Source organism: Streptomyces sp. R33 (assembly GCF_041200175.1).
Lineage (GTDB): Bacteria > Actinomycetota > Actinomycetes > Streptomycetales > Streptomycetaceae > Streptomyces > Streptomyces katrae_B.
This window is the reverse complement of record NZ_CP165727.1, coordinates 3,171,474-3,191,158: the sequence shown is the minus strand read 5'-3', so window position 1 is coordinate 3,191,158 and position 19,685 is coordinate 3,171,474. Positions and strand designations below refer to the sequence as shown.

The 19,685-nt window shown below is 71.5% G+C and carries 20 protein-coding genes; 8 read left to right on the top strand and 12 right to left on the bottom strand.

Annotation, left to right across the window (positions count from 1 at the left end):
• Nucleotides 1-79 precede the first annotated feature (79 nt).
• Both AB5J51_RS14310 and AB5J51_RS14305 read left to right on the top strand, forming a co-directional pair.
• Nucleotides 80-454: a F0F1 ATP synthase subunit epsilon gene (locus AB5J51_RS14310; RefSeq protein ID WP_008738187.1), complete on the top strand. Its 375-nt coding sequence runs from the start codon at nucleotides 80-82 to the stop codon at nucleotides 452-454.
• Nucleotides 455-584: 130 nt separating this feature from the next.
• Nucleotides 585-1,031: a DUF2550 domain-containing protein gene (locus AB5J51_RS14305; RefSeq protein WP_030295266.1), complete on the top strand. Its 447-nt coding sequence runs from the start codon at nucleotides 585-587 to the stop codon at nucleotides 1,029-1,031.
• A gap of 67 nt (nucleotides 1,032-1,098) precedes the next feature.
• Here AB5J51_RS14305 and AB5J51_RS14300 read toward each other — a convergent pair whose 3' ends face one another.
• The 3 genes from AB5J51_RS14300 to AB5J51_RS14290 form a co-directional block, all read right to left on the bottom strand.
• A complete protein-coding gene (locus AB5J51_RS14300) occupies nucleotides 1,099-2,943 on the bottom strand; it encodes a glycosyl hydrolase family 18 protein (protein WP_369777829.1) in 1,845 nt (614 codons plus the stop codon).
• A gap of 168 nt (nucleotides 2,944-3,111) precedes the next feature.
• A complete protein-coding gene (locus tag AB5J51_RS14295; protein WP_053784700.1) occupies nucleotides 3,112-3,765 on the bottom strand; it encodes a response regulator transcription factor in 654 nt (217 codons plus the stop codon).
• Nucleotides 3,762-4,991 carry a sensor histidine kinase gene (locus AB5J51_RS14290; protein ID WP_369777828.1) on the bottom strand — a complete coding sequence of 410 codons (1,230 nt, stop codon included), beginning with the start codon at nucleotides 4,989-4,991 and terminating at the stop codon, nucleotides 3,762-3,764. The genes AB5J51_RS14295 and AB5J51_RS14290 overlap by 4 nt, the downstream gene beginning before the upstream one ends.
• 178 nt (nucleotides 4,992-5,169) lie before the next feature.
• On the opposite strand from AB5J51_RS14290, the gene AB5J51_RS14285 reads away from it, so the two are divergent.
• Nucleotides 5,170-5,739, top strand: coding sequence for a hypothetical protein (locus AB5J51_RS14285; protein WP_369777827.1), 570 nt, complete (start codon nucleotides 5,170-5,172; stop codon nucleotides 5,737-5,739).
• Here the strand turns inward: AB5J51_RS14285 and AB5J51_RS14280 are convergent.
• Nucleotides 5,736-6,308 (bottom strand): cob(I)yrinic acid a,c-diamide adenosyltransferase, encoded by a 573-nt coding sequence (locus tag AB5J51_RS14280; RefSeq protein WP_369777826.1) that lies wholly within the window; start codon nucleotides 6,306-6,308, stop codon nucleotides 5,736-5,738. The two genes, AB5J51_RS14285 and AB5J51_RS14280, sit on opposite strands and share 4 nt — an antisense overlap.
• A gap of 279 nt (nucleotides 6,309-6,587) precedes the next feature.
• Between AB5J51_RS14280 and AB5J51_RS14275 the strand changes: the two genes are divergently transcribed.
• The 3 genes from AB5J51_RS14275 to AB5J51_RS14265 all read left to right on the top strand — a co-directional run bounded on the left by AB5J51_RS14275 (nucleotide 6,588) and on the right by AB5J51_RS14265 (nucleotide 10,572).
• Entirely contained in the window at nucleotides 6,588-7,436 is an 849-nt protein-coding gene (locus tag AB5J51_RS14275) for a 3-hydroxyacyl-CoA dehydrogenase family protein (protein WP_030295254.1), read from the top strand.
• Between the two features lie 187 nt (nucleotides 7,437-7,623).
• On the top strand, nucleotides 7,624-7,947 hold the full coding sequence (locus AB5J51_RS14270) for an STAS domain-containing protein (RefSeq protein WP_030153791.1): 324 nt from the start codon (nucleotides 7,624-7,626) through the stop codon (nucleotides 7,945-7,947).
• Nucleotides 7,948-8,136: 189 nt separating this feature from the next.
• Nucleotides 8,137-10,572: an ATP-binding protein gene (locus AB5J51_RS14265; RefSeq protein ID WP_369777825.1), complete on the top strand. Its 2,436-nt coding sequence runs from the start codon at nucleotides 8,137-8,139 to the stop codon at nucleotides 10,570-10,572.
• 25 nt (nucleotides 10,573-10,597) lie between these two features.
• Here the strand turns inward: AB5J51_RS14265 and AB5J51_RS14260 are convergent, their stop codons facing one another.
• Together AB5J51_RS14260 and nucS are read right to left on the bottom strand one after the other, a co-directional pair.
• Nucleotides 10,598-11,419, bottom strand: a complete 822-nt coding sequence (locus AB5J51_RS14260) for a DUF4190 domain-containing protein (protein ID WP_168724282.1) — start codon at nucleotides 11,417-11,419, stop codon at nucleotides 10,598-10,600.
• A 183-nt stretch (nucleotides 11,420-11,602) separates the two neighbouring features.
• A complete protein-coding gene (gene nucS, locus AB5J51_RS14255; protein ID WP_030295252.1) occupies nucleotides 11,603-12,274 on the bottom strand; it encodes an endonuclease NucS in 672 nt (223 codons plus the stop codon).
• 220 nt (nucleotides 12,275-12,494) lie between these two features.
• Here nucS and AB5J51_RS14250 point away from each other — a divergent pair, with 220 nt between their 5' ends.
• Nucleotides 12,495-12,887 carry an SCO5389 family protein gene (locus AB5J51_RS14250; RefSeq protein WP_030153794.1) on the top strand — a complete coding sequence of 131 codons (393 nt, stop codon included), beginning with the start codon at nucleotides 12,495-12,497 and terminating at the stop codon, nucleotides 12,885-12,887.
• 97 nt (nucleotides 12,888-12,984) lie between these two features.
• Here AB5J51_RS14250 and AB5J51_RS14245 read toward each other — a convergent pair whose 3' ends face one another.
• The gene (locus tag AB5J51_RS14245; protein ID WP_133896863.1) at nucleotides 12,985-14,004 is read right to left on the bottom strand and encodes an LLM class flavin-dependent oxidoreductase; all 1,020 of its coding nucleotides are present in this window, start codon (nucleotides 14,002-14,004) and stop codon (nucleotides 12,985-12,987) included.
• Nucleotides 14,005-14,233: 229 nt separating this feature from the next.
• Here AB5J51_RS14245 and AB5J51_RS14240 point away from each other — a divergent pair, with 229 nt between their 5' ends.
• Complete coding sequence (locus AB5J51_RS14240; RefSeq protein ID WP_053784706.1) at nucleotides 14,234-14,560, top strand: hypothetical protein; 327 nt, start codon at nucleotides 14,234-14,236, stop codon at nucleotides 14,558-14,560.
• 12 nt (nucleotides 14,561-14,572) lie between these two features.
• On the opposite strand, the gene AB5J51_RS14235 is transcribed toward AB5J51_RS14240, so the two are convergent.
• From AB5J51_RS14235 to AB5J51_RS14215, 5 genes are all read right to left on the bottom strand, one after another.
• On the bottom strand, nucleotides 14,573-15,406 hold the full coding sequence (locus AB5J51_RS14235) for an ABC transporter permease (RefSeq protein WP_136224970.1): 834 nt from the start codon (nucleotides 15,404-15,406) through the stop codon (nucleotides 14,573-14,575).
• Complete coding sequence (locus AB5J51_RS14230; RefSeq protein WP_136224971.1) at nucleotides 15,403-16,530, bottom strand: ABC transporter ATP-binding protein; 1,128 nt, start codon at nucleotides 16,528-16,530, stop codon at nucleotides 15,403-15,405. The genes AB5J51_RS14235 and AB5J51_RS14230 overlap by 4 nt, the downstream gene beginning before the upstream one ends.
• Before the next feature lie 179 nt (nucleotides 16,531-16,709).
• Nucleotides 16,710-17,480, bottom strand: coding sequence for an ABC transporter permease subunit (locus AB5J51_RS14225; protein WP_369777824.1), 771 nt, complete (start codon nucleotides 17,478-17,480; stop codon nucleotides 16,710-16,712).
• Nucleotides 17,481-17,482: 2 nt separating this feature from the next.
• Entirely contained in the window at nucleotides 17,483-18,505 is a 1,023-nt protein-coding gene (locus AB5J51_RS14220; protein WP_369777823.1) for an ABC transporter ATP-binding protein, read from the bottom strand.
• A gap of 137 nt (nucleotides 18,506-18,642) precedes the next feature.
• Nucleotides 18,643-19,581: a cellulose-binding protein gene (locus tag AB5J51_RS14215; RefSeq protein ID WP_030153801.1), complete on the bottom strand. Its 939-nt coding sequence runs from the start codon at nucleotides 19,579-19,581 to the stop codon at nucleotides 18,643-18,645.
• Nucleotides 19,582-19,685: the final 104 nt, after the last annotated feature.

Below are 19,685 nucleotides of genomic sequence, written 5' to 3'. Positions count from 1 at the left end.
TCCCGTCCCTCTCCCCACGCCCATTAGAATTTGACCCAACACCCGGCTGACCCGCCGGGTGGTGACCCGAGGAGCCACCTTGGCTGCTGAGCTGCACGTCGAGCTGGTCGCGGCGGACCGCAATGTCTGGTCCGGCGAGGCCACCCTTGTTGTCGCCCGCACCACGTCCGGCGACATCGGCGTCATGCCCGGTCACCAGCCGCTTCTCGGTGTGCTGGAATCGGGCCCGGTGACCATCCGCACCAGCGAGGGCAACACTGTCGTCGCCGCGGTGCACGGCGGATTCATCTCGTTCGCGGACAACAAGCTGTCCCTGCTGGCCGAGATCGCCGAGCTCGCTGACGAGATTGACGTCCAGCGGGCGGAGCGGGCACTGGAGCGCGCGAAGTCGGAGGCCGATGCGGCCGCCGAGCGTCGCGCCGATGTCCGGCTGCGCGCGGTAACGGGGCACTGAGCCCCGTTCCGCAGAGTGTGCGACCTCAGCCGCGGTCCGTGCTGGAATTTTCCAGACCGGGTCGCGGCTGAGGCGATGTACGTCCGTTTTTCGTTGGTGCGGGATTCGATGAGCGAGGAGGTCGGTGAAGATGCTCCTCGCTCTGCTTGTGAGCGGCCTGGTCGTAGCCCTGGTGGTGATCGGGCTGTTTGTCTTCGGACTGCGCCGCAGACTCATCCAGCGTTCCGGCGGCACCTTCGACTGCAGCCTGCGGTGGGGCGTGTCCGAGGAACCCGACATCTCCGGCAAGGGCTGGGTGTACGGGGTCGCCCGCTACAGCGGTGACCGCATCGAGTGGTTCCGCGTCTTCTCGTACTCCCCGCGGCCGCGCCGGCTGCTGGAGCGCTCCTCCATCGAGGTGGTCGCCCGCCGCGCCCCCGAGGGCGAGGAGGAGCTGGCGCTGCTGTCCGACGCCGTCGTGCTCGGGTGTGTCCACCGCGGGACCCGCCTGGAGCTCGCGATGAGCGAGGACGCACTGACCGGTTTCCTGGCCTGGCTGGAGGCCGCGCCTCCCGGGCAGAGGGTGAACGTGGCCTGAGTGCCCGCATGACATGAAGAAGCCGGGGAGACGGGGGGCGGACCCCGTCTCCCCGGCTTCGTTCGTGTTACTGGAGCCCGGTGTGGACCGCGGACGCGAGCTCGCCGTTCGCCGTGTCGCCGCTGAACTCCCAGTAGAAGGCGCCCCTGAGGCCCTGCTGCTTGGTCCAGTTCATCTTCCCGGCGATGGTGGCGGGGGTGTCGTAGCTCCACCAGTTGCTGCCGCACTTGGCGTAGGCCGTGCCGGCGACGGTCCCGGTGGCCGGGCAGCTGCCCTTCAGCACCTTGTAGTCCTCGATGCCCTGCTCGTACGTGCCCTGCGCGGGGCCGCTGGCGGTGCCGCCGGGGGCGGCCTGGGTGACTCCGGTCCAGCCGCGGCCGTAGAAGCCGATGCCGAGGTTGAGCTTGGAACCGGCGATGCCCTTGCCCTTGAGCTTGGTGATCGCGGCCTCGGAGTTGAAGCCGGCGGTCGGGATGCCGGCGTACGAGGTGAGCGGGGAGTGCGGGGCCGTGGGGCCCTGCGCCGCCCACGCTCCGAAGAAGTCGTACGTCATGACGTTGTAGAAGTCGACGTACGGAGAGGCGCCCGCGTAGTCGGCGGCGTCGAGCTTGCCGCCGTTGGAGCCGTCGGCGGAGATCGCGGCGGTCACCAGGTTGCTGCTGCCGAACTTGGTGCGCAGCGCGGACAGGACGTTCTTCAGGGAGGCAGCGCCGCTGGTGTCGCAGGACAGGCCGCAGGCGTTCGGGTACTCCCAGTCGATGTCGATGCCGTCGAAGACGTCCGCCCAGCGCGGGTCCTCGACCAGGCTGTAGCAGGAGTCGGCGAAGGCGGCCGGGTTCGCCGCGGCCTGGCCGAAGCCGCCGGACCAGGTCCAGCCGCCGAAGGACCACAGCACCTTGATGTTCGGGTACTTCGCCTTGAGCTTGCGCAGCTGGTTGAAGTTGCCGCGCAGCGGCTGGTCCCAGTTGTCGGCGACGCCGTCGACGCTCTGGTCGGCGGTGTAGGCCTTGTCGTAGTCGGCGTAGGCGTCACCGATGGTGCACTTGCCGCCCTGGACGTTGCCGAACGCGTAGTTGATGTGGGTGATCTTCGCGGCGGAGCCGGAGGTGTCCAGGTTCTTCACGTGGTAGTTGCGCCCGTAGACCCCCCACTCGGTGAAGTAGCCGAGCTTGACCTTGCCGCCCGGGTCCGGGGGATTGGTACCGCCGGTCGTGGTGACCGAGACGGAGCCGGAGGCGGGGCCCGTCTGGTCGGCGGTGTCGCGGGCGACGACGCTGTACGTGTACGTCGTGCCCTTGGTGAGGCCGGAGTCGGCGTAGCTCGTGCCCGTGACGGTCGCGACCTTGGCGCCGCCGCGGTAGACGTCGTAGTTCTTGACGCCCTTGTCGTCGGTGGCCGCGGACCAGCCGATGGTCAGCGAGGTGTTGGTGACCCCGCTCGCGGTGGGGGTCCCGGGAGCCGACGGCGGACTGTCGGTGGGGTTCGAGCCGCCGTCGCAGGAGCCGCCGTTGACCTTGCAGCCACTGGGGGCACCGGAGCCGGCGCCGTTGAAGCCGAAGCTGATCGTGGCACCGGGGGCGAGGGTGCCGTTCCAGCCGACGTTCTTGCCGGTCCAGTGGGTGCCTGAGCTGGTGACGGTGGCGTCCCAGGCGGAGGTGACCGTCGTGCCGGAGGGGTAGTCCCACTCCACGGTCCAGCTGGTGAGGGTGGTGGTGCCGGTGTTCTTCACCGTCCACTTGCCCTCGAAGCCGGTGCCCCAGTCGGAGACCTTCGTGTACGTGGCCGTCGCGGAGGCGGCGGCCTGGGCGGGGCCGGCCAGGGCCACGAGTCCGGCGATCGGCAGGGCGAAGGCCGCCACGGTCGCGGCGAGCCTTCTGAAGAGACGGATGCGGGGTGGGGGTGCTGTGCTCAAGGGTGCTCCTCCGTAGGTCCGTCGCGGTCGTGGGGCCGACCGAGACTGGGGATGGGACCTGCGCCGCCCGTGAGCACGCTTGTCATGGCACGCTCACCACAGTTGCCGCGAGCGTAGAAAGGTCTGGACCAACCGTCAAGAGGTCCAGACCTTCCCTCCAGGAGTCCGCTAGAGACCCAACTCCTGGGCCAGTACGGCCGCCTGGACCCGGCTGCGCAGCTCGAGCTTCCCCAGCAGCCTGCTGACGTGCGTCTTCACCGTCGCCTCCGCCATCTCCAGCCGCAGCGCGATCTCCGCGTTCGACAGCCCCTCGCCCAGACAGCCGAGCACCTCCCGCTCCCGCCGCGTCAGCGAGGCCACCGCCGCGGCCGTCTCCGGAGCCACGGGGGCCTTCACGGGCCGCGGAGCCGCGAACTCGGCGATCAGCCGCCGGGTCACCGCCGGGGCGATCAGACCCTCCCCGCGCGCGACCGTCCGTACCGCATCGATCAGCTCCGCCGCGTCCGCGTTCTTCAGCAGGAAGCCCGCGGCCCCCGCGCGCAGCGCGCCGAACACGTACTCGTCCAGGTCGAAGGTGGTCAGCACCAGGACGTCGGCCAGCCCCTCCGCGACCACCTGGCGGGTCGCCGACACCCCGTCGAGCCGCGGCATCTGCACGTCCATGAGGACGAGATCCGGCCGCAGCTCCCGCGCCAGGCGCACCGCCTCCTCCCCGTCCGCCGCCTCGCCCGCGACCTCGATGTCGCCCGCGCTGCGCAGGATCAGCACCAGGCCCGCCCGTACCGCGCTCTGGTCCTCCGCCACCACGACCCGGATGCTCATTCCGCCACCGCCTTCTCGTCCGCGGGCAGATCCGCCCGCACCACCCACACCGATCCGTCCCGGCCCGCCGTGAACTCCCCGCCCAGCAGTTCAGTGCGCTCCCGCATGCCGATCAGCCCGGCTCCCGAGCCGGGGGCGCGGGGGCCCGGGCGCTCCCCGTACGGGGAGTCCACCCGTACGGTCAGCAGCCCCCCGGCCGCGCCGTCGCGGCTCACGCGGACCCGGACCGTGCCCGGGGCGGCGTGCTTGAGGGCGTTCGTCAGCGACTCCTGGACGATCCGGTACGCCGCCAGCTCCACGGGGGCCGGCAGCGGCTCCCCGGACGGCCGGCCGCCCTGGAGCACGAAGTCCAGCCCGCTCGCGGCGCCGTTGACACGGGCCTGTGCCAGCAGGGCGTCGAGCCCGTCGAGGGAGGGCGTGGCGGCCGCCGCCTGCTCCGCGCCGGCGTCCCGCAGCAGCCCGATCAGCCGGCGCATCTCGGCCAGCCCCTGCACGCTGTTCTCTCGGATCACCCCGAGGGCCTCGCGGCTCGTCGCGGGGGAGTCGATGGAGAGCGCGGCGGTGGAGTGGATGGCGATGGCGGACAGGTGGTTGGCCACCATGTCGTGCAGCTCGCGGGCCATCCGGGCGCGCTCGGCGACGACGGCCTGGCTGCGGTCCATTTCGGCCAGCAGCGCGGTCTGCTCGGCGCGCAGCCGGGCGGCCTCGGCGGCCTCGCGGTGGTTGCGCAGGGTGGCGCCGGTCAGGGCCGGGCCGAAGCTCACGATGCCGGTGATCACGCCGATCATCAGGGCCTGCGGGCTGCGCAGCCAGGCCACGGAGGCGACGGTGACGGCGATGGTGATCAGGCCGGTGGAGACCGGGAGCCGCCGGGCCATGGCGGGCTTGCCGTAGACGACGGCCGCGTACATCAGGTCCGTGAAGATCAGGACGGTGCCGAGGTTCCCCACGGTGAACTGGTCGGCGACCACCCCGAGGGTGCCGACGGCCAGGGTGACGCGGGGCGCGGTGCGGCGCAGCAGCTCCATCGAGCCGAGCACGAGGAGCGGGACCAGGGCCGCCCAGGCGGGGAAGAAGTGCCGGTTGTTGGTGCTGTAGATGCCGAGCGACCAGAGCAGCAGGCCCGCGAGCACGCTGAGCACCGCGAGGAGGACGTCGTCGCGGTGGGGGCGGAAGGCGCCGGCGGGCGCCGTGGCGGTGAGGGGCGGGGTCACGGTCCCATCCAACAGGGTGCGGGAGCGCCGGGCGTCGCCGCCGGGGCGGAGGCCGGACGGCGTGCCACTACACCCAACGATGCAGTCGGGGTTCGTCACCGGCGACGACGAAGGGGCGCGGATCGGACGGGAGTCTGGATGCAGTGGTCGTCGCCCCGGACGTGCCGACCGGAACGGAGAGGGGATTCCCGTGCTCGTCGCCCTGATCATCGCCTGCGAGGTCGGCTTCTGGGTGCTGCTGGCCGGCGGGCTGGCGCTGCGCTACCTCGCGAAGATGCCGAGGCTGGGGGCGGCCGTGCTGTTGTGCGAGCCGCTGCTGGAACTGGTCCTGCTGGTGGTCACCACCCTGGACCTGAAGAACGGCGGCGAGCCGAGCTGGACGCACGGCCTGGCCGCGCTGTACATCGGCTACACCGTCGGCTACGGCCACTACACGGTGAAGTGGCTCGACCGGCACGCGGCGTACCGCTTCGGCGGGGGGCCGAAGCCCCCCGGCCCGAAGTACGGCAAGGCCAGGGCGGTCCACGAGTGGAAGCTGTGGACCCGGACCCTGGCGGGCGTGGCCGTCGCGCTCGGGCTGCTGCAGGCCGCGATCTGGTACGTGGGCGACGCGGCCGACACCGGCAGCCTGCAGAGCTGGCAGTACGCCGCCCTGCGGGTCCTCGGCATCCAGGCCCTGATCGCCGCGACGTACACGCTGTGGCCGCGCAAGGCCCCGGCGGTGGAGCAGCGGGAGGAGCCCGTGGAGGTCGAGCGCTAGCGCTCGCCGCCCGGCACCCACAGCACGTCCCCGACCTCCTTGTTGGCCGTACGGGCCAGAATGAAGAGGAGGTCGGAGAGGCGGTTCAGGTAGGTCGCGGTCAGCGGGTTCATCACCTCGCCGTGCACCTCCAGGGCCGCCCAGGTGGAGCGCTCGGCGCGGCGGACCACGGTGCAGGCCTGGTGGAGGAGGGCCGCGCCGGGGGTGCCGCCGGGGAGGATGAAGCTGCGCAGCTTCTCCAGCTGCTCGTTGAAGTGGTCGCAGTCCGCCTCGAGCTTGTCGATGTAGAACTGCTCGACGCGCAACGGCGGGTACTCGGGGTTCTCGACGACCGGGGTGCAGAGGTCGGCGCCGACGTCGAACAGGTCGTTCTGCACCCGTACCAGGACCTTCGCGACATCCGCCGACAGGCTGCCGAGCGCGATCGCCGTGCCGATGGCCGCGTTGGCCTCGTTGGCGTCGGCGTAGGCGGAGATCCGCAGGTCGGTCTTGGCCGTACGGCTCATGTCGCCGAGGGCGGTCGTGCCCTTGTCGCCGGTACGGGTGTAGATGCGCGTGAGGTTCACCATGCAGTCAGCGTAGTGAGCCACGGCGCGGTGTGCCGCTCCGCCCCGGCCCCGGGGCTCCCGCCACGGGATCCCCGCCGCGGGGCCGGTGGCGCGGGTGCTGCGCGACTGCGGGCGATCGGGGCGTGGTTGACGGGCGGCGGCGGCTCGGCCGGACCGGTGTGATGTCCGTCAGTTGAGACGTGACGCGTGTTACTTCGCGGTCACACGACCCCGCGCGAGCGCTAGTCTCCGCCGGAGAGGCTACGAAGCTGGGCCGAATTGAAGAACGTGGGGTGTGCAGTGGCTGGGAAGCTCGCCGTCATCGGTGCCGGACTGATGGGTTCCGGAATTGCTCAGGTCTCCGCTCAGGCGGGGTGGGACGTCGTACTGCGTGATGTCACCGATGCCGCGCTGACCCGCGGTACCGACGGGATCAAGGCCTCGTACGACAAGTTCGTCTCCAAGGGCAAGATGACGGCCGAGGACGCCGAGGCCGCGCTCGCCCGCATCACGACGACCACCGACCTCGACGCCGTCGCCGACGTCGACATCGTCGTCGAGGCCGTCTTCGAGAAGCTCGAGGTCAAGCACGAGATCTTCCGCACGCTCGACAAGCTCGTACGGGACGACGCGATCCTCGCGTCCAACACCTCCGCCATCCCGATCACCAAGATCGCGGCCGTGACGGAGCGTCCGGAGCGGGTCGTCGGCGCGCACTTCTTCTCGCCCGTCCCGATGATGCAGCTCTGCGAGCTCGTCCGCGGCTACAAGACGAGCGACGAGACCCTCGCCGCCACGCGGGCGTTCGCCGAGTCCGTCGGCAAGACCTGCATCGTCGTCAACCGCGACGTCGCCGGTTTCGTGACGACCCGTCTGATCTCCGCCCTCGTCGTGGAAGCCGCGAAGCTGTACGAATCGGGCGTGGCCTCCGCCGAGGACATCGACATCGCCTGCAAGCTGGGCTTCGGCCACGCCATGGGGCCGCTCGCCACCGCCGACCTCACCGGGGTCGACATCCTGCTGCACGCCACCAGCAACATCTACACCGAGTCCCAGGACGAGAAGTTCGCACCGCCGGAGCTGATGCGCCGCATGGTGGACGCTGGTGACATCGGCCGCAAGAGCGGGCAGGGCTTCTACAAGCACTGAGCCGCCGAGCCGTCCGGGCGTCGAGTTCTTGGGCGCCAGTTCGAATATCTGCACCCGCACGGGTGAATTAGGTATCGGTTCGCTCACGGTCGGCAACTTCCCTGCCCGCACGGCAGTCAGTTGCAGTGAGAGTTGCCGACCACGGACCAGTCGGATTCCTACGTACCCAGGACTGCCGGGAGCGCATATGCACATCAGGGGCGACCACGCCGAACTCGCTGTCGGGGGCCGCCTCGACGTGCGCAGCGCGGCGGACGCCCGTACGGCCCTGCACACCGCCCTCGACGACGGCCACGGCGATCTCGTGCTCGACCTCACCGGGCTCGACTCCTGGGACGCGACCGGGCTCGGCGTGATCATGGGAGCCCACCGGCGGGCCGGCCGGACCGGCCGCCGCCTCGTCCTGCGCGGGGTGCCGCCGCAGATGCAGCGGCTCCTCGTCGCCACCCGGCTGCACCGCATCCTCGCGATCGAGGGCGGTCTGGAAGCGGAATCCCTCCCGCGGGTCTGACGGTCCGCCGCTCACGCTTCCTGCGGAAACGTAACGGTCCGGTGGTGAAGGCACCCCTGCGGTTCCCCGCACGACCGGGCACCGTCTAGGGTTCGGGCGGAAACCGGACCCGTAGCGACAGCGGAATGTGCGAAGGCCGGACGGTACGACACGACGGCTATGGCGCAGAGCGCGATCGGGGGACCAGTCATGGACCGCACACAGGGGCAGGCCGAACCGGTGGAGCAGCCCACGGCGGCGTCCGCGCCTCCCGCGGCGGCATCCGAGGCAGCCGGACCGGCGGCCTCCGGCTCCGCTCCCGCCCCCGTCGCGCGGATCGTCACGCTCACCGCCGGGGACTTCACGCTGACCGTGAACCCCGTCGACGGCAGCGAGATCGAGCCGCGCCGCCCCGGCACCGGCGCCGCCGTACCCGTCAAGCGCGACGCCGCCGACCGCAGCGCCCGGGACGCCGCCGCACGGCCGCCCGTCCTGCCCGGACCCGCCGCCCCTGCCCCGCCGCTCCTCGCGCGCGAGGAGGAACGGGAGCGGCTCGTACGGCTGCTGGGCCGCGGCCGCTCCGTACGGCTGACCGGACCCGCCGGATCCGGCCGCAGCGCCCTGCTCGACGCGGTCGCCGCGGACTGCACGGGCCTGGCGCCCGACGGCGTCGTACGGCTCAGCGGGTACGGGCACCAGCAGCCGGGCGAGCTGCTGCACGCGCTGTACGCCGCCGTGTACCAGGCCTCGGCGGAGCGGCCCGAACGGACCCAACTCCTGGCCCGCGTACGGGACATCGGCGCCATCGTGCTCCTCGACGACCTGGAGATGGGCGGCACCGCCCTCGACGAGCTGCTGCGTGCCACGCCGGAGTGCGCCTACCTGCTGGCCGCCACCCCCGACACCCGCGCCCCCTCCGACGACTCGCACCTGGAGGAGGTCTTCCTCGGCGGCCTCGGCCGTGCCGACTGCGTCGAGCTGCTCGAGGCGGGCACAGGACGGCCGCTGACCGAGGAGGAGACCGCCTGGGCGGGAGACCTGCGGTTCGCGTCCGAGGGGCTGCCGCTGCGCTTCGTGCAGGCCGCGGCACTGCTGCGCCAGCGCGACGAGCGCAACCTGTCCTGCGCCGAGGACGACGACGATGAGCCCGGGGTCTTCGAGGAGCGGCCGCGCGACGCCGCGTTCGTGGCGCTGCCGACGCTGGCCGAGGGCGCGGCCCCCGCCGAACTGCTGGCCTCCAGGGTCAGCGAGTCGGCGCGGGCGGCGCTGCGGATCGCGTGCGCGCTGGGCGGGGAGATGCCGCACCACGCCCACCTGCCGGCGCTCGTGGGGGACACCCACGCCGACGCGGCGGTCGCGGAACTCCTGGGCTGCGGACTGCTCACCCCGGTCGGCACGCGCTACCGGCTGGCCGCCGGGGTCGCGCGGCAGCTGGAGGAGGCCGGGTTCGGGGACACCGCGGCGGAGGAGGCCCGTACCGCCGCCCGCCACTACGCCTGGTGGACCGGACACGCCTCGGTGACCCCGGAGCGGGTCGCCTCGGAGGCCGACGCGGTGCTGGCGGCACTGGCCGGCGCCGATGTGGTGGCCGCCGTACTGCTGGCCCGGACCGCGGCCCCGGCGTTCGCGGCCTCGCGGCACTGGGAGGCGTGGGAGCGGGTGCTGCGCTCCGGGGCCGAGGCCGCGCGGAAGGCGGGCGAGGTCGCGGAGCAGGCGTACTTCCACCACGAGCTCGGCGTGCTCGCGCTGTGCGAGGGGCGGTTGGACCGGGCGCGGGCCGAGCTGGAGGCGTCCATAGGCCTGAAGGGTGCGCTCGCCGACAAGCGGGGCACGGTGGCCGGGCGGCGGGCGCTCGCGCTGGTCACGGACCGCGAGAAGGCGGGCGTGGAGGTGTCGCCGCCGCTGCGGCTGGAGCCGCCGGCAGCGGCGTCCGAGGCGGTGACGACGGCGGTCCCGGCGGTGCGGGCGCCGAAGACGGCGCCGGCTGCTCCCGTGGCTGCGGTGACCGCGGTGACCGCGGTGACCGCGGTGACCCCGGTCGTGCCGGTGATCGGGCGGGCGGCGGCGCCGACGACGCTGTCGGAGGTGTTCGAGGAGGCCTTCCCCCTCGACCCGAAGCCGGCGGTGGTGGCCGCGCCGGCCGTCCCCGCGCCGGTGCGGGCCGCGCAGCCGCGCCGGAAGCCGGTGCTGCTGGCGGCGGCGGGAGCGCTGACGGTGGTGGTGCTGGGCACGGTGGTGAGCCTGGCGATGTCGGGCTCGGATTCCGGGACCCCGGCGGACGGGGTCGGCCCGGCGGTGTTGTCGACGCCGACGGCCGGGACGACGGGCGGTGCGGGCGTGCCGGGGACGGGCGGGAACGATCCTGCACCGGATCCGGGGACGACGGCTCCGGACGCCTCGGATCCGGCCGCTCCGGAACCGGGCCTCAGCCCGGACCCGAACCAGTCGTCCCGCGCCCCGTCACGCAAGCCGTCCACGGGGCCGACGCCCCCGTCCCGTACGCCGTCTACGACGAACCCGACTCCGCCGTCGACGCCGACGAGCCCGGACCCGAAGCCGACGCCGTCCACGGACCCGACGACCCAGGCACCCCCGACCACGCCGCCGCCCACGACGGGCCCGGTCGGCAGCCCGTCGAGCACGTAGCGACGGGGAGCCCCGCGACAGCGGCTCAGGAAGCGGTGGCGCGGACCGAGCCGGTGCTCGAACCGCCGGGGTCGGCCACGAAGCAGGTGACCTTGTGGTGGCCGACGTCCCAGCTGCTGGACTGCGGGACGGAGTAGTAGGGCTCCAGCGATTCCGGGAGCTCCGCGCCCGCGCCCATGTAGTCGGCGAGCGCCGTGTTGTCGCACTTCTCCTCGGCGGTCGAGTGGACCTCGTCCTTGCCCGGGAACGGCCCGTCCTCCAACTCGAAGACGGCGTACGCCTCCCCCTTGTGAGGCTGGTCGCAGGGCACGATCGTCACCGAGAGGGAGGCCTCGGCGTCCTTCTGGCCCTCCGGCATCGTGTCGTCCGTGTTGAAGCAGTCCCCCATCCGGATGTCCTGAAGTTCGCCGGAGCCGGGGGCGGTCACCTGGCCGGTGGTGTCGCGCTCCGGCCCGTCGTCCAGCACTCCGGAGAACCCGAACGCCAGCACGGCCGCGTAGAACACGAGGGTCAGGCCGTGGATGACGATGGCCGCGATGGCGAAGCCCTTCCCCTTCTCGCCGCGGTCGCGGATCTGGGTGAGGGCGATGATGCCGAGGATCAGCGGGACCAGCGGTATGGCGCAGAGGATCGACATGACGAACGCCACGACGGCCAGCGTGTTCGTCTTCGGCGCCGGCGGCGCCTGCCAGCCCTGCTGCCCGCTGTGGGGTCCGGGCGGCGGCCCGGGTGGCGGGGGCGGCGGCCCAGGCGGCGGTGGCGGCGCCGCGGGGTGCCCGGGCTGCGCCTGCTGTCCCCACTGCGGGTGGGGCTCGGGCGATGACGGCGGTTGCGGTGGTGTGGACATGCGTGTGGCCCTCCTTGTGCAGAAGGTGGGACGCATCCGACAGCGGCAACCCCGGCGGAGCGGACCGCATGCGTCGTACCACGCCGACGCATGCCCGCCGATGGAGAGTTGTGCCACTTCCACGCTACTGCCGGGCCCTCCGCCCGGCGAGCCGAGGACTCGGAGGAGGGCGCGGAAGAAGGCTCAGAAGAGACGGAGTTTGTCGTCCTCGATGCCGCGGAGGGCGTTGTAGTCCAGGACCACGCAGTCCATGCCGCGGTCCGTGGCCAGGACGCGGGCCTGGGGTTTGATCTCCTGGGCCGCGAAGACGCCCCGCACCGGCGCCAGGTGCGGATCCCGGTTCAGGAGCTCCAGGTAGCGGGTCAGCTGCTCGACGCCGTCGATCTCGCCGCGGCGCTTGATCTCCACCGCCACCGTCCCGCCGGAGGCGTCCCGGCACAGGATGTCCACTGGGCCGATCGCCGTCATGTACTCGCGCCGGATCAGCGTGTAGCCGTCGCCCAGCGTTTCGATCCGGTCCGCCAGGAGCTCCTGGAGGTGTGCTTCCACGCCGTCCTTGATCAGACCCGGGTCGACGCCCAGCTCGTGGGAGGAGTCGTGGAGGACTTCCTCCATGGTGATGATGAGCTTCTCACCCGCCTTGTTGACGACCGTCCAGACGCCGGCCTCGTCCCCGGTCCCCTCCTTGAGGGTGCAGGGGGGCGACATCCAGTTGAGCGGTTTGTACGCCCGGTCGTCCGCGTGGATCGAGACACTGCCGTCGGCCTTCACGAGGATCAGACGGGGTGCCGAGGGCAGGTGGGCGGTGAGCCGGCCCGCGTAGTCGACGGAGCAGCGGGCAATGACGAGACGCATGGTCGGCAACGCTACTCGACCGACGGGCCTCCACGCGATTCGCCCCTGAAAGCCCCGTTCGCCGATGGCGCGTTGTATGCGCATTCTCCTGGTGCGCCACCCATGGGGCGCCTACCGTGGTGAGCAGGAGGTTGCGGAGCGTGCACGCTGCGTCGCCATCTCCGTCCCTGCCCGTAAGACTCCGGCAACCCAAACCGCCGGGGTCGCGAGAGGAGAACCCATGTCGCTCGACGTCTCACCGGCCCTACTCGAACAGGCCGAGCGAGGCGAGGTCGACGAAGCCGCTTTCGTCGACTGCGTCCGGACCTCCCTGCCCTTCGCGTGGGAGATGATCAGCTCGCTGGTGGCACAGCTGAAGGTGGACGGTGGAGAGTTCGCCGACAACCAGACGCCGCCGCCCGACGAGCAGGCGCGTGGCCAGCTGCTTCGCGCTCTCGCGAGTGACGCGATACGTGGTGCGCTGCAGCGGCACTTCGGGGTGCGCCTGGCCTTCCAGAACTGCCACCGTGTGGCCGTGTTCCCGCTGGATCCTTCCTCGGACGACCGGCTGGCCAAGTTCACTTCGATCCGCGGCCAGCTGCTCAACCAGTCGCCCGAGCTCCGGGACTGCTGACCCGCCGTACGACCCGCATGACATGCACGACCCGCACGACCGTACTCAGCTGCCGCTCCGTATCGCGGGAGGTGCCATTGATACCGGAGCGGCAGCCTCAGCCGAGGCGGGGCAGGACCTCGGCGCCGAGGCGCCGTACGTTCTCCTCCGTCGCGGCGAGATCTCCGGACCCCTCCGTCAGCAGGGCGAACCGGGTGATCCCCGTCCGCTCGGAGGTGGCCGCGAGCCGGTTCGCCGCCAGCCGCGGGGTGCCCACGGGGTGCAGATCACAGAGCAGCTCGGTGTAGGCGACGGGGTCCCGCATCGCGCGCTCCCGGCCGTCGACCGTCACGTGCGCGTCCAGCCCCTGCTTCAGCCAGCCCGGCATGGCCTTCAGCAGGGCCTCGCGGGCGTCGGCCGTCCGGTCCGCCAGCTGGCACACGCCCGCCGACACGTGCGGGGCGTCCGGGCAGTGGCCCGCCGCCGAGGCCGTACGCCGGTACAGCGCGACCATGGCCGCCTTTTCCTCGTCCCCGCAGTGCATGCCCAGCAGCATCGGCAGCCCCCGCTCGGCGGCCAGCCGCACCGACGCGGGGGAGGTGCAGGCGACGATCACTTCCGGCCCTGATCCGTCCCCGTCCAGCGCCTCCGACGGCCGCGGTACGACGGCCACTTCGCGGAACCCGTACCGCTCGCCGGCAGCCGCCACCCGCGGCTCGGTGAGCCAGCGGCGCAGCAGGTCCAGGCTTTCCGGGAACTCCTTCTCGTAGGCGTCCAGGCCACCGCCGAACACCTCCAGGTCCACCCAGGGCCCGCCCCGGCCCACCCCCAGCGTGAACCGGCCGCCCGAGGTCAGGTGCAGCAGCGCTGCCTGCTCCCCGAGGGCCACCGGGTGCGTGCTCGGCAGCACGCTCACCGCCGTTCCCACCCGCAGCCGCCGCGTCCGTCCCAGCAGCAGCGCCGCCAGGGTCACCGCCGACGGGCAGACCCCGTACGGGACGAAGTGGTGCTCGGCGAGCCAGACCGAGTCGAGCCCGGCCTCCTCGGCCACCTCGGCGGTCCGCACCGCCCGGTGCAGAGCCTCCCCCTGTCCCTGGCCCGGGAACTGGGCCGCCAGTACAAACGCTCCTACGCGCATCGCCTTTGCCCTCCTCGTGGCTGACGCGGCCTCCCCCAGGTGGACCGGTTCATCTGATGGCAACAACGTCTGACACGTGCCAAAGGCACGGCCTGACAGGAAAGTTATTGGGATAGTCAGGCCAGTCGACGTCACCGCGCCGCCTCTGTCAGCCACCCTGCGGGTACCCGCCCCCGCTGCGCGTAGTCTGGGAGAAAGTCACTTCCGTCCGCCCATCCGTGAGGTATACGTGTCACCGCGCCACAACCGCCCCAGGGGCGGCGAGACTCCGGACGAACGCCCCAGCACCGGCCTCGACCGGTTCGGGCTGGAGCGCACGGAGGAGTACCAGGGCGAGGAGTGGAAGGTCCGGCACGTGGCGGGCGCGAGCGCGGCGGGCAAGCGCTACCGCTGCCCGGGCTGCGACCAGGAGATCCCCTCCGGCACCCCGCACCTGGTCGCCTGGCCGGAGTACGGCGGCGTGGACGACCGCCGGCACTGGCACAAGGCCTGCTGGAACGCGAAGGACCGCCGCACCTCGCGGGTGCAGCGGTCCAGGAACGCTCCCAAGTACTAGGAGCGCAGGGGCTCAGACGTCGCGGCGGCCGACCAGCACGAACGAGCCGGCCACCGCGGCCCCCGTCACCAGCAGGATCAGCAACAGCTGCGCCGCGTTGCCCGGCAGGTTGGCGGTGTCGTTGTTCGGCAGGCCGAACAACTGCATGAGGGCGACCGGGGCGTTGAACTGGAGCACGGCCCGGCCGAGCGAGGCCATGGTCTCCCACATGCTGAGCATCCCGCCTATCACCGGCGGCAGCGTGACGAGCCCCAGCATCACGGCGATCGCCCCGGCGGAATGCCGCAGCATCGCCCCGACCGCCAGGCCCAGCACGCCGAGCAGGGTGACGTACAGGCAGCCGATCAGGGCGTTGACCCATTCCCGGCCGCCGTGTGAGCCGGCGGCCGTGCCACCCCGCAGGATCGCGGAAGCCAGCCCGACCACCGCCACCGAACCGGTGACGGTCAGGAAGGCGACGGTGGAGAAGACGAGGTACTTGGCGGTCAGCACCCGGGCCCGGTCGGGGGCGGCGGTGAAGGTCGTACGGATCAGCCCCGTGCCGTACTCGGAGGTGATCGTCAGGATCCCGAGCACCATCACGGAGACCTGGCCCACCAGCAGCCCGAACAGCGCGGGCGCAGTGAGCGGCACGTCCTGGTAGTCGGCCGAGCGGGTCTCGGAGACGGCGAGCAGCCCGACACCGACGACGAGCAGCACCAGCGAGCCGAGCGTCCACACCGTCGAGCGCACCGAGATCATCTTCGTCCACTCCGAGGCCACGGCGTGCCCGAGGTGCGGCCGGGGCGTCGGCAGCGGCGAGGTGTAGCTCTTCGGCTGGTCCGCGGTGCTCGTGGGGCCGGTCATCGGGTGTCCTTGCGGGTGTCCGTCGGGGTGTTCTGGGGGGCGCCGGCGAGCTCGCCGGGGCTGCTGGGCATCAGGAAGGGCTGCCCGCCCGCCCCGGGCGGCGGGGGAGCGAAGAAGCCGGTCTGCGGCACCTCCGGGGTGGGCAGCTCGTCCTCCCAGGCGGGGACGCTCAGCGGCTCCGGCTCCCACAGTTCGGCGCGCGGGTCGTCGGTGGAGGTGTACTCCACGGCGGGCTGCGTCATCCGCATGTAGGCCTCCTCGAGCGAGGCCCGGTGCGGGGACAGCTCCCAGAGCCGTACGCCGGCCTCGTGCGCGAGGTCGGAGATGCGGGGCAGCTCCAGACCGGTCACGCGCAGTGCCCCGTCGGGCTCCTGGAGGACCCGGCCACCCGCCTTGGTCAGCGCCGTACCCAGTGCATACCGGCCATCGTGATCATTGTCGGCCGCGCGCACCCGCGCGAATCCGGCCGAGTTGTGCGCGATGAACTCCTGGGTTCCCATGTCGGCCAGCAGCCGCCCCCGGCCGATCACGATCAGGTGGTCGGCCGTCAGCGCCATCTCGCTCATCAGGTGTGAGGAAACGAACACCGTGCGGCCCTCGGCGGCGAGCCGGCGCATCAGGGTGCGGACCCAGAGGATGCCCTCGGGGTCGAGCCCGTTGACCGGCTCGTCGAACAGCAGCACCTGGGGGTCGCCGAGGAGGGCGGCGGCGATGCCGAGCCGCTGGCCCATGCCGAGCGAGAAGCCCTTCGTGCGCTGCCCGGCGACGTCCTGGAGGCCGACCACGCCGAGCACCTCGTCCACCCGCTTCTCCGGGATGCCGGAGAGCTGGGCGACGGAGAGCAGGTGCTTGCGGGCCCGGCGGCCGCCGTGCACGGCTTTGGCGTCGAGCAGGGCCCCGACGTGCCGCTGGGCGTTCGGCAGCTGCCGGAAGGGCACGCCGTTGATCGTCACGTGGCCCGCCGTGGGCCGGTCCAGGCCGAGGATCATGCGCATGGTGGTGGACTTCCCGGAGCCGTTCGGCCCCAGGAATCCCGTCACGTGTCCCGGCCTGACCTGGAAGGACAGCTGGTCGACGGCGGTCTTGGCGCCGTAGCGCTTGGTCAGGCCGACAGCCTCGATCATTGCTCTGCCCCTGCTCTGCCCCTTGTCAGGACCGGACGGCTTTCGTCCGCGTAAGGGTTAAGAGGATATCGAGTCGCCCACGGTTCCATCCCGGACCGGATCCCTGAACTGTCCCTGATCCGACCCGGGGATGACCCGTACTACTTGCGGCGTCCGTCCCGCGAGGGACGGAGCCTCGCTCAGGCGTCGCGCTTCTTCAGCACCAGGTAGCCCCCGAGTACGGCGGCCAGCACCCAGAGCACCATGATGCCGAGACCGCCCCACGGTCCGTAGGGCACGTCCGAGCTGCCCGCGGGCACGGTCTGCATGATCGCGGCGCCGGATTGGCTGGGCAGGTAGTAGGCGACCTTGCGGGTGGCGTCGACCACGCTCAGGACGATGGGAAGGATCAGGATGAAGGTGATCAGGATCGCGATCGAGGCGGCCGTGTTGCGCAGCATCATCGACGCGCCGATGGCGAACAGGGCGAGCAGCGCCATGTAGAGGCCGACGCCGATCACCGCGCGCAGGACGTTCTCCCCGCCCAGCCCGATGCTGTGGTCGCCGAGGATCGCCTGGCCGAGGAAGAAGGAGACGAAGCCGGTGGCCAGGCCCGCCACCAGCGCCAGGGCGGTGGCGGCGGTGATCTTCCCGAGCATCAGGCTGCTGCGCCGGGGCACGGCGGCGAGGGAGGTGCGGATCATGCCCGTGCTGTACTCGCTGCCGACCACCATCGCCCCGAAGACGAGGATCGCCAGCTGGCCCAGGAGCATCCCGGAGAAGCTCATCTGGGTGGCGTCGAAGGTGATCTGCTGCTCCTTGGGCAGATCCTCGAAGGTCGCGTTGACCGCGGCGCACAGTCCGGCGCCCATGGCGACGGTGATCAGGAAGGCGGTGGCCAGGGTCCAGGCGGTGGAGGGGACCGTGCGGATCTTGGTCCACTCGGACTTGAGGACGGCATTGAAGGCCATGGTCACTCGCCACCCTTGCGCGTCGCCTCGTAACCGGCGCCCCACGCGGGGACGTCGGCTGGCCGGGCCGGATTGTCGGCGGCCTGGACGGGCCCGGGCAGCATGCCCGGTGCGCCCGGTGCGTGGGCGTGGTACTCGACGGAGTCGGCCGTCATGCGCATGAACGCTTCCTCCAGTGAAGCCCGTTGCGGGCTGAGTTCGTGCAGCACGATCTGGTGCTGGGCGGCCAGCTCGCCGAGCTGCTCCGCGGCCACCCCGTCGATCTCCAGCGTGCCGGTGGCCGGGACGCTGATGGCGTCGATCCCGGCCCCGTGCAGGACGTCCTTGAGCCGCTCCTGCTGCGGCGAGCGCACCCGGACGTAGCTGCGCGAGTTATGGTGAATGAAATCAGCCATGGACATGTCGGCCAGAAGCTTTCCCTGGCCGATAACGATCAAATGGTCTGCGGTCAGCGCCATTTCGCTCATCAAGTGGGACGAGACGAAGATCGTCCTTCCCTCGGCCGCCAACCCCTTCATAAGATTCCTGATCCAGAGAATTCCCTCCGGGTCCAGACCATTGACGGGTTCGTCGAACATGAGGATCTCCGGGTCGCCCAGCAGCGCAGAGGCGATTCCCAGCCGCTGGCCCATGCCCAGCGAAAATCCTTTCGACTTCTTCTTCGCCACGGCCGTCAGCCCGACAAGATCCAGCACCTCGGCCACCCGGCCCTGCGGGATCCGGTTCGACTGGGCAAGGCAGAGAAGGTTGTTGTACGCGCTGCGGCCGCCGTGCATGGCCTTCGCGTCCAGCAGCGCCCCGATGTGCTTCAACGGCTCCTGCAGGTCCCGGTAGCGCTTCCCGTCGATCCGGACCGTGCCGCTGGTCGGGTTGTCGAGGTCGAGCATCATGCGCATGGTCGTGGACTTCCCTGCCCCGTTGGGGCCGAGGAAGCCCGTCACCACCCCCGGTCTGACCTGGAAGCTGAGGTGGTCCACGGCGGTCTTCGCGCCGAAACGTTTGGTAAGGCCCTCAAGCTCGATCATGCGGCTCACGCTAGAACGCCCGAGGGCCCCACGCCACCTCAAACAGGTGACACAGGGCCCTCGGGCAGGACATTTCGCTACCGGCGAGTATCCGGTGGGTGGCCGACAGGCCGACCGCCGGTGAACTGCCGGGCGTACTAGCGGCTCTGCTGCGCCGGGACGCCGCGGGTGACGGGCTCGTCGTCGACGATCGGGTTGGCCGCTGCGACAGCCGCACCGGTCAGCGTCGCCAGCATCTCGCGGACGTTGGTCAGCTGGGCGTTGATGGAGTCGCGGCGGTTGGTGAGCGCCGCCAGCTCGCGCTCGGACTCGCTGCGGATGCGGTCGGCCTTCGCGTTGGCGTCGGCGACGATGTCCTCGGCCTGGCGCTGCGCGGTCTCCACGGTCTGGCGGGCGCGGCGTTCGGCGTCCGTACGCAGCTTCTCGGCCTCCAGGCGCAGCTGCTCGGCGCGGTGCTCGATCTCCGCGAGGCGCTTCTCGGCCTTGGCCTGACGCGAGGCCAGGTCGCGCTCGGACTGCTCGCGGCGCTTGGCCAGGTTGGTCTCGAAGTCCGCGGCGGCCTGAGCGGCCTTGGCGCGGGTCTCCTCGAACAGGGCGTCGGCCTCCTCGCGCTTGGAGGCGGCGTCCTTCTGGGCCTCGGCGCGCAGGGTGGAGGCGTCGCCCTTGGCCTTCTCGACGATGCGGACGCCCTCGTCCTCCGCCTTCGACTTGCGGTCGGCGGCGAACGACTCGGCGTCGTTGCGGACCTGCTGGGCAGCCGACTCGGCGAGCTCACGGTGCTGCTCGGCCGCGCGACGGGCCTCCTCGCGCAGGTCCTTCGCCTCCTCCTCGGCCAGGCGCAGGATCTTCTCGACCCGGGCGCCGAGGCCGGCGTACGACGGCTCGGCGTCGCTCACCTGGGCCTGGGCGTTCTGCGTCTCGAGGTGCAGCTCCTCGATCCGCTTTTCCAGAGAGTTGATACGTCCAAGGGCGCTGTCGCGGTCGGAGACCAGCTTGGTAATGCGGTCGTCCACCTGACCGCGGTCGTAACCACGCCGCACGAGCTCGAAGCCGAAGGGGGAGGAAGTGTCGCTCATGGGGTTCCTGTCGAATGAGACCGATGAGGTGCTACGTGAGGTGTTAGGGGAATCCTAGGCGCCGAAGCGGCGTGTCTTCGAGTCAATCGGCGATTGATCTGGAC

Excerpts from the sequence above, each read along its gene's own strand:
- AB5J51_RS14250 (WP_030153794.1), top strand. The coding sequence starts at position 12,495 with ATGTCGCTCGACGTCTCACCGGCCCTACTCGAACAGGCCGAGCGAGGC.
- AB5J51_RS14235 (WP_136224970.1), bottom strand. The coding sequence starts at position 15,406 with ATGACCGGCCCCACGAGCACCGCGGACCAGCCGAAGAGCTACACCTCG.
- AB5J51_RS14215 (WP_030153801.1), bottom strand. The coding sequence starts at position 19,581 with ATGAGCGACACTTCCTCCCCCTTCGGCTTCGAGCTCGTGCGGCGTGGT.
- AB5J51_RS14230 (WP_136224971.1), bottom strand. The coding sequence starts at position 16,530 with ATGATCGAGGCTGTCGGCCTGACCAAGCGCTACGGCGCCAAGACCGCC.
- AB5J51_RS14305 (WP_030295266.1), top strand. The coding sequence starts at position 585 with ATGCTCCTCGCTCTGCTTGTGAGCGGCCTGGTCGTAGCCCTGGTGGTG.
- AB5J51_RS14280 (WP_369777826.1), bottom strand. The coding sequence starts at position 6,308 with ATGGTGAACCTCACGCGCATCTACACCCGTACCGGCGACAAGGGCACG.
- AB5J51_RS14295 (WP_053784700.1), bottom strand. The coding sequence starts at position 3,765 with ATGAGCATCCGGGTCGTGGTGGCGGAGGACCAGAGCGCGGTACGGGCG.
- AB5J51_RS14245 (WP_133896863.1), bottom strand. The coding sequence starts at position 14,004 with ATGCGCGTAGGAGCGTTTGTACTGGCGGCCCAGTTCCCGGGCCAGGGA.
- AB5J51_RS14260 (WP_168724282.1), bottom strand. The coding sequence starts at position 11,419 with ATGTCCACACCACCGCAACCGCCGTCATCGCCCGAGCCCCACCCGCAG.
- AB5J51_RS14270 (WP_030153791.1), top strand. The coding sequence starts at position 7,624 with ATGCACATCAGGGGCGACCACGCCGAACTCGCTGTCGGGGGCCGCCTC.
- AB5J51_RS14265 (WP_369777825.1), top strand. The coding sequence starts at position 8,137 with ATGGACCGCACACAGGGGCAGGCCGAACCGGTGGAGCAGCCCACGGCG.
- AB5J51_RS14220 (WP_369777823.1), bottom strand. The coding sequence starts at position 18,505 with ATGATCGAGCTTGAGGGCCTTACCAAACGTTTCGGCGCGAAGACCGCC.
- nucS (WP_030295252.1), bottom strand. The coding sequence starts at position 12,274 with ATGCGTCTCGTCATTGCCCGCTGCTCCGTCGACTACGCGGGCCGGCTC.
- AB5J51_RS14225 (WP_369777824.1), bottom strand. The coding sequence starts at position 17,480 with ATGGCCTTCAATGCCGTCCTCAAGTCCGAGTGGACCAAGATCCGCACG.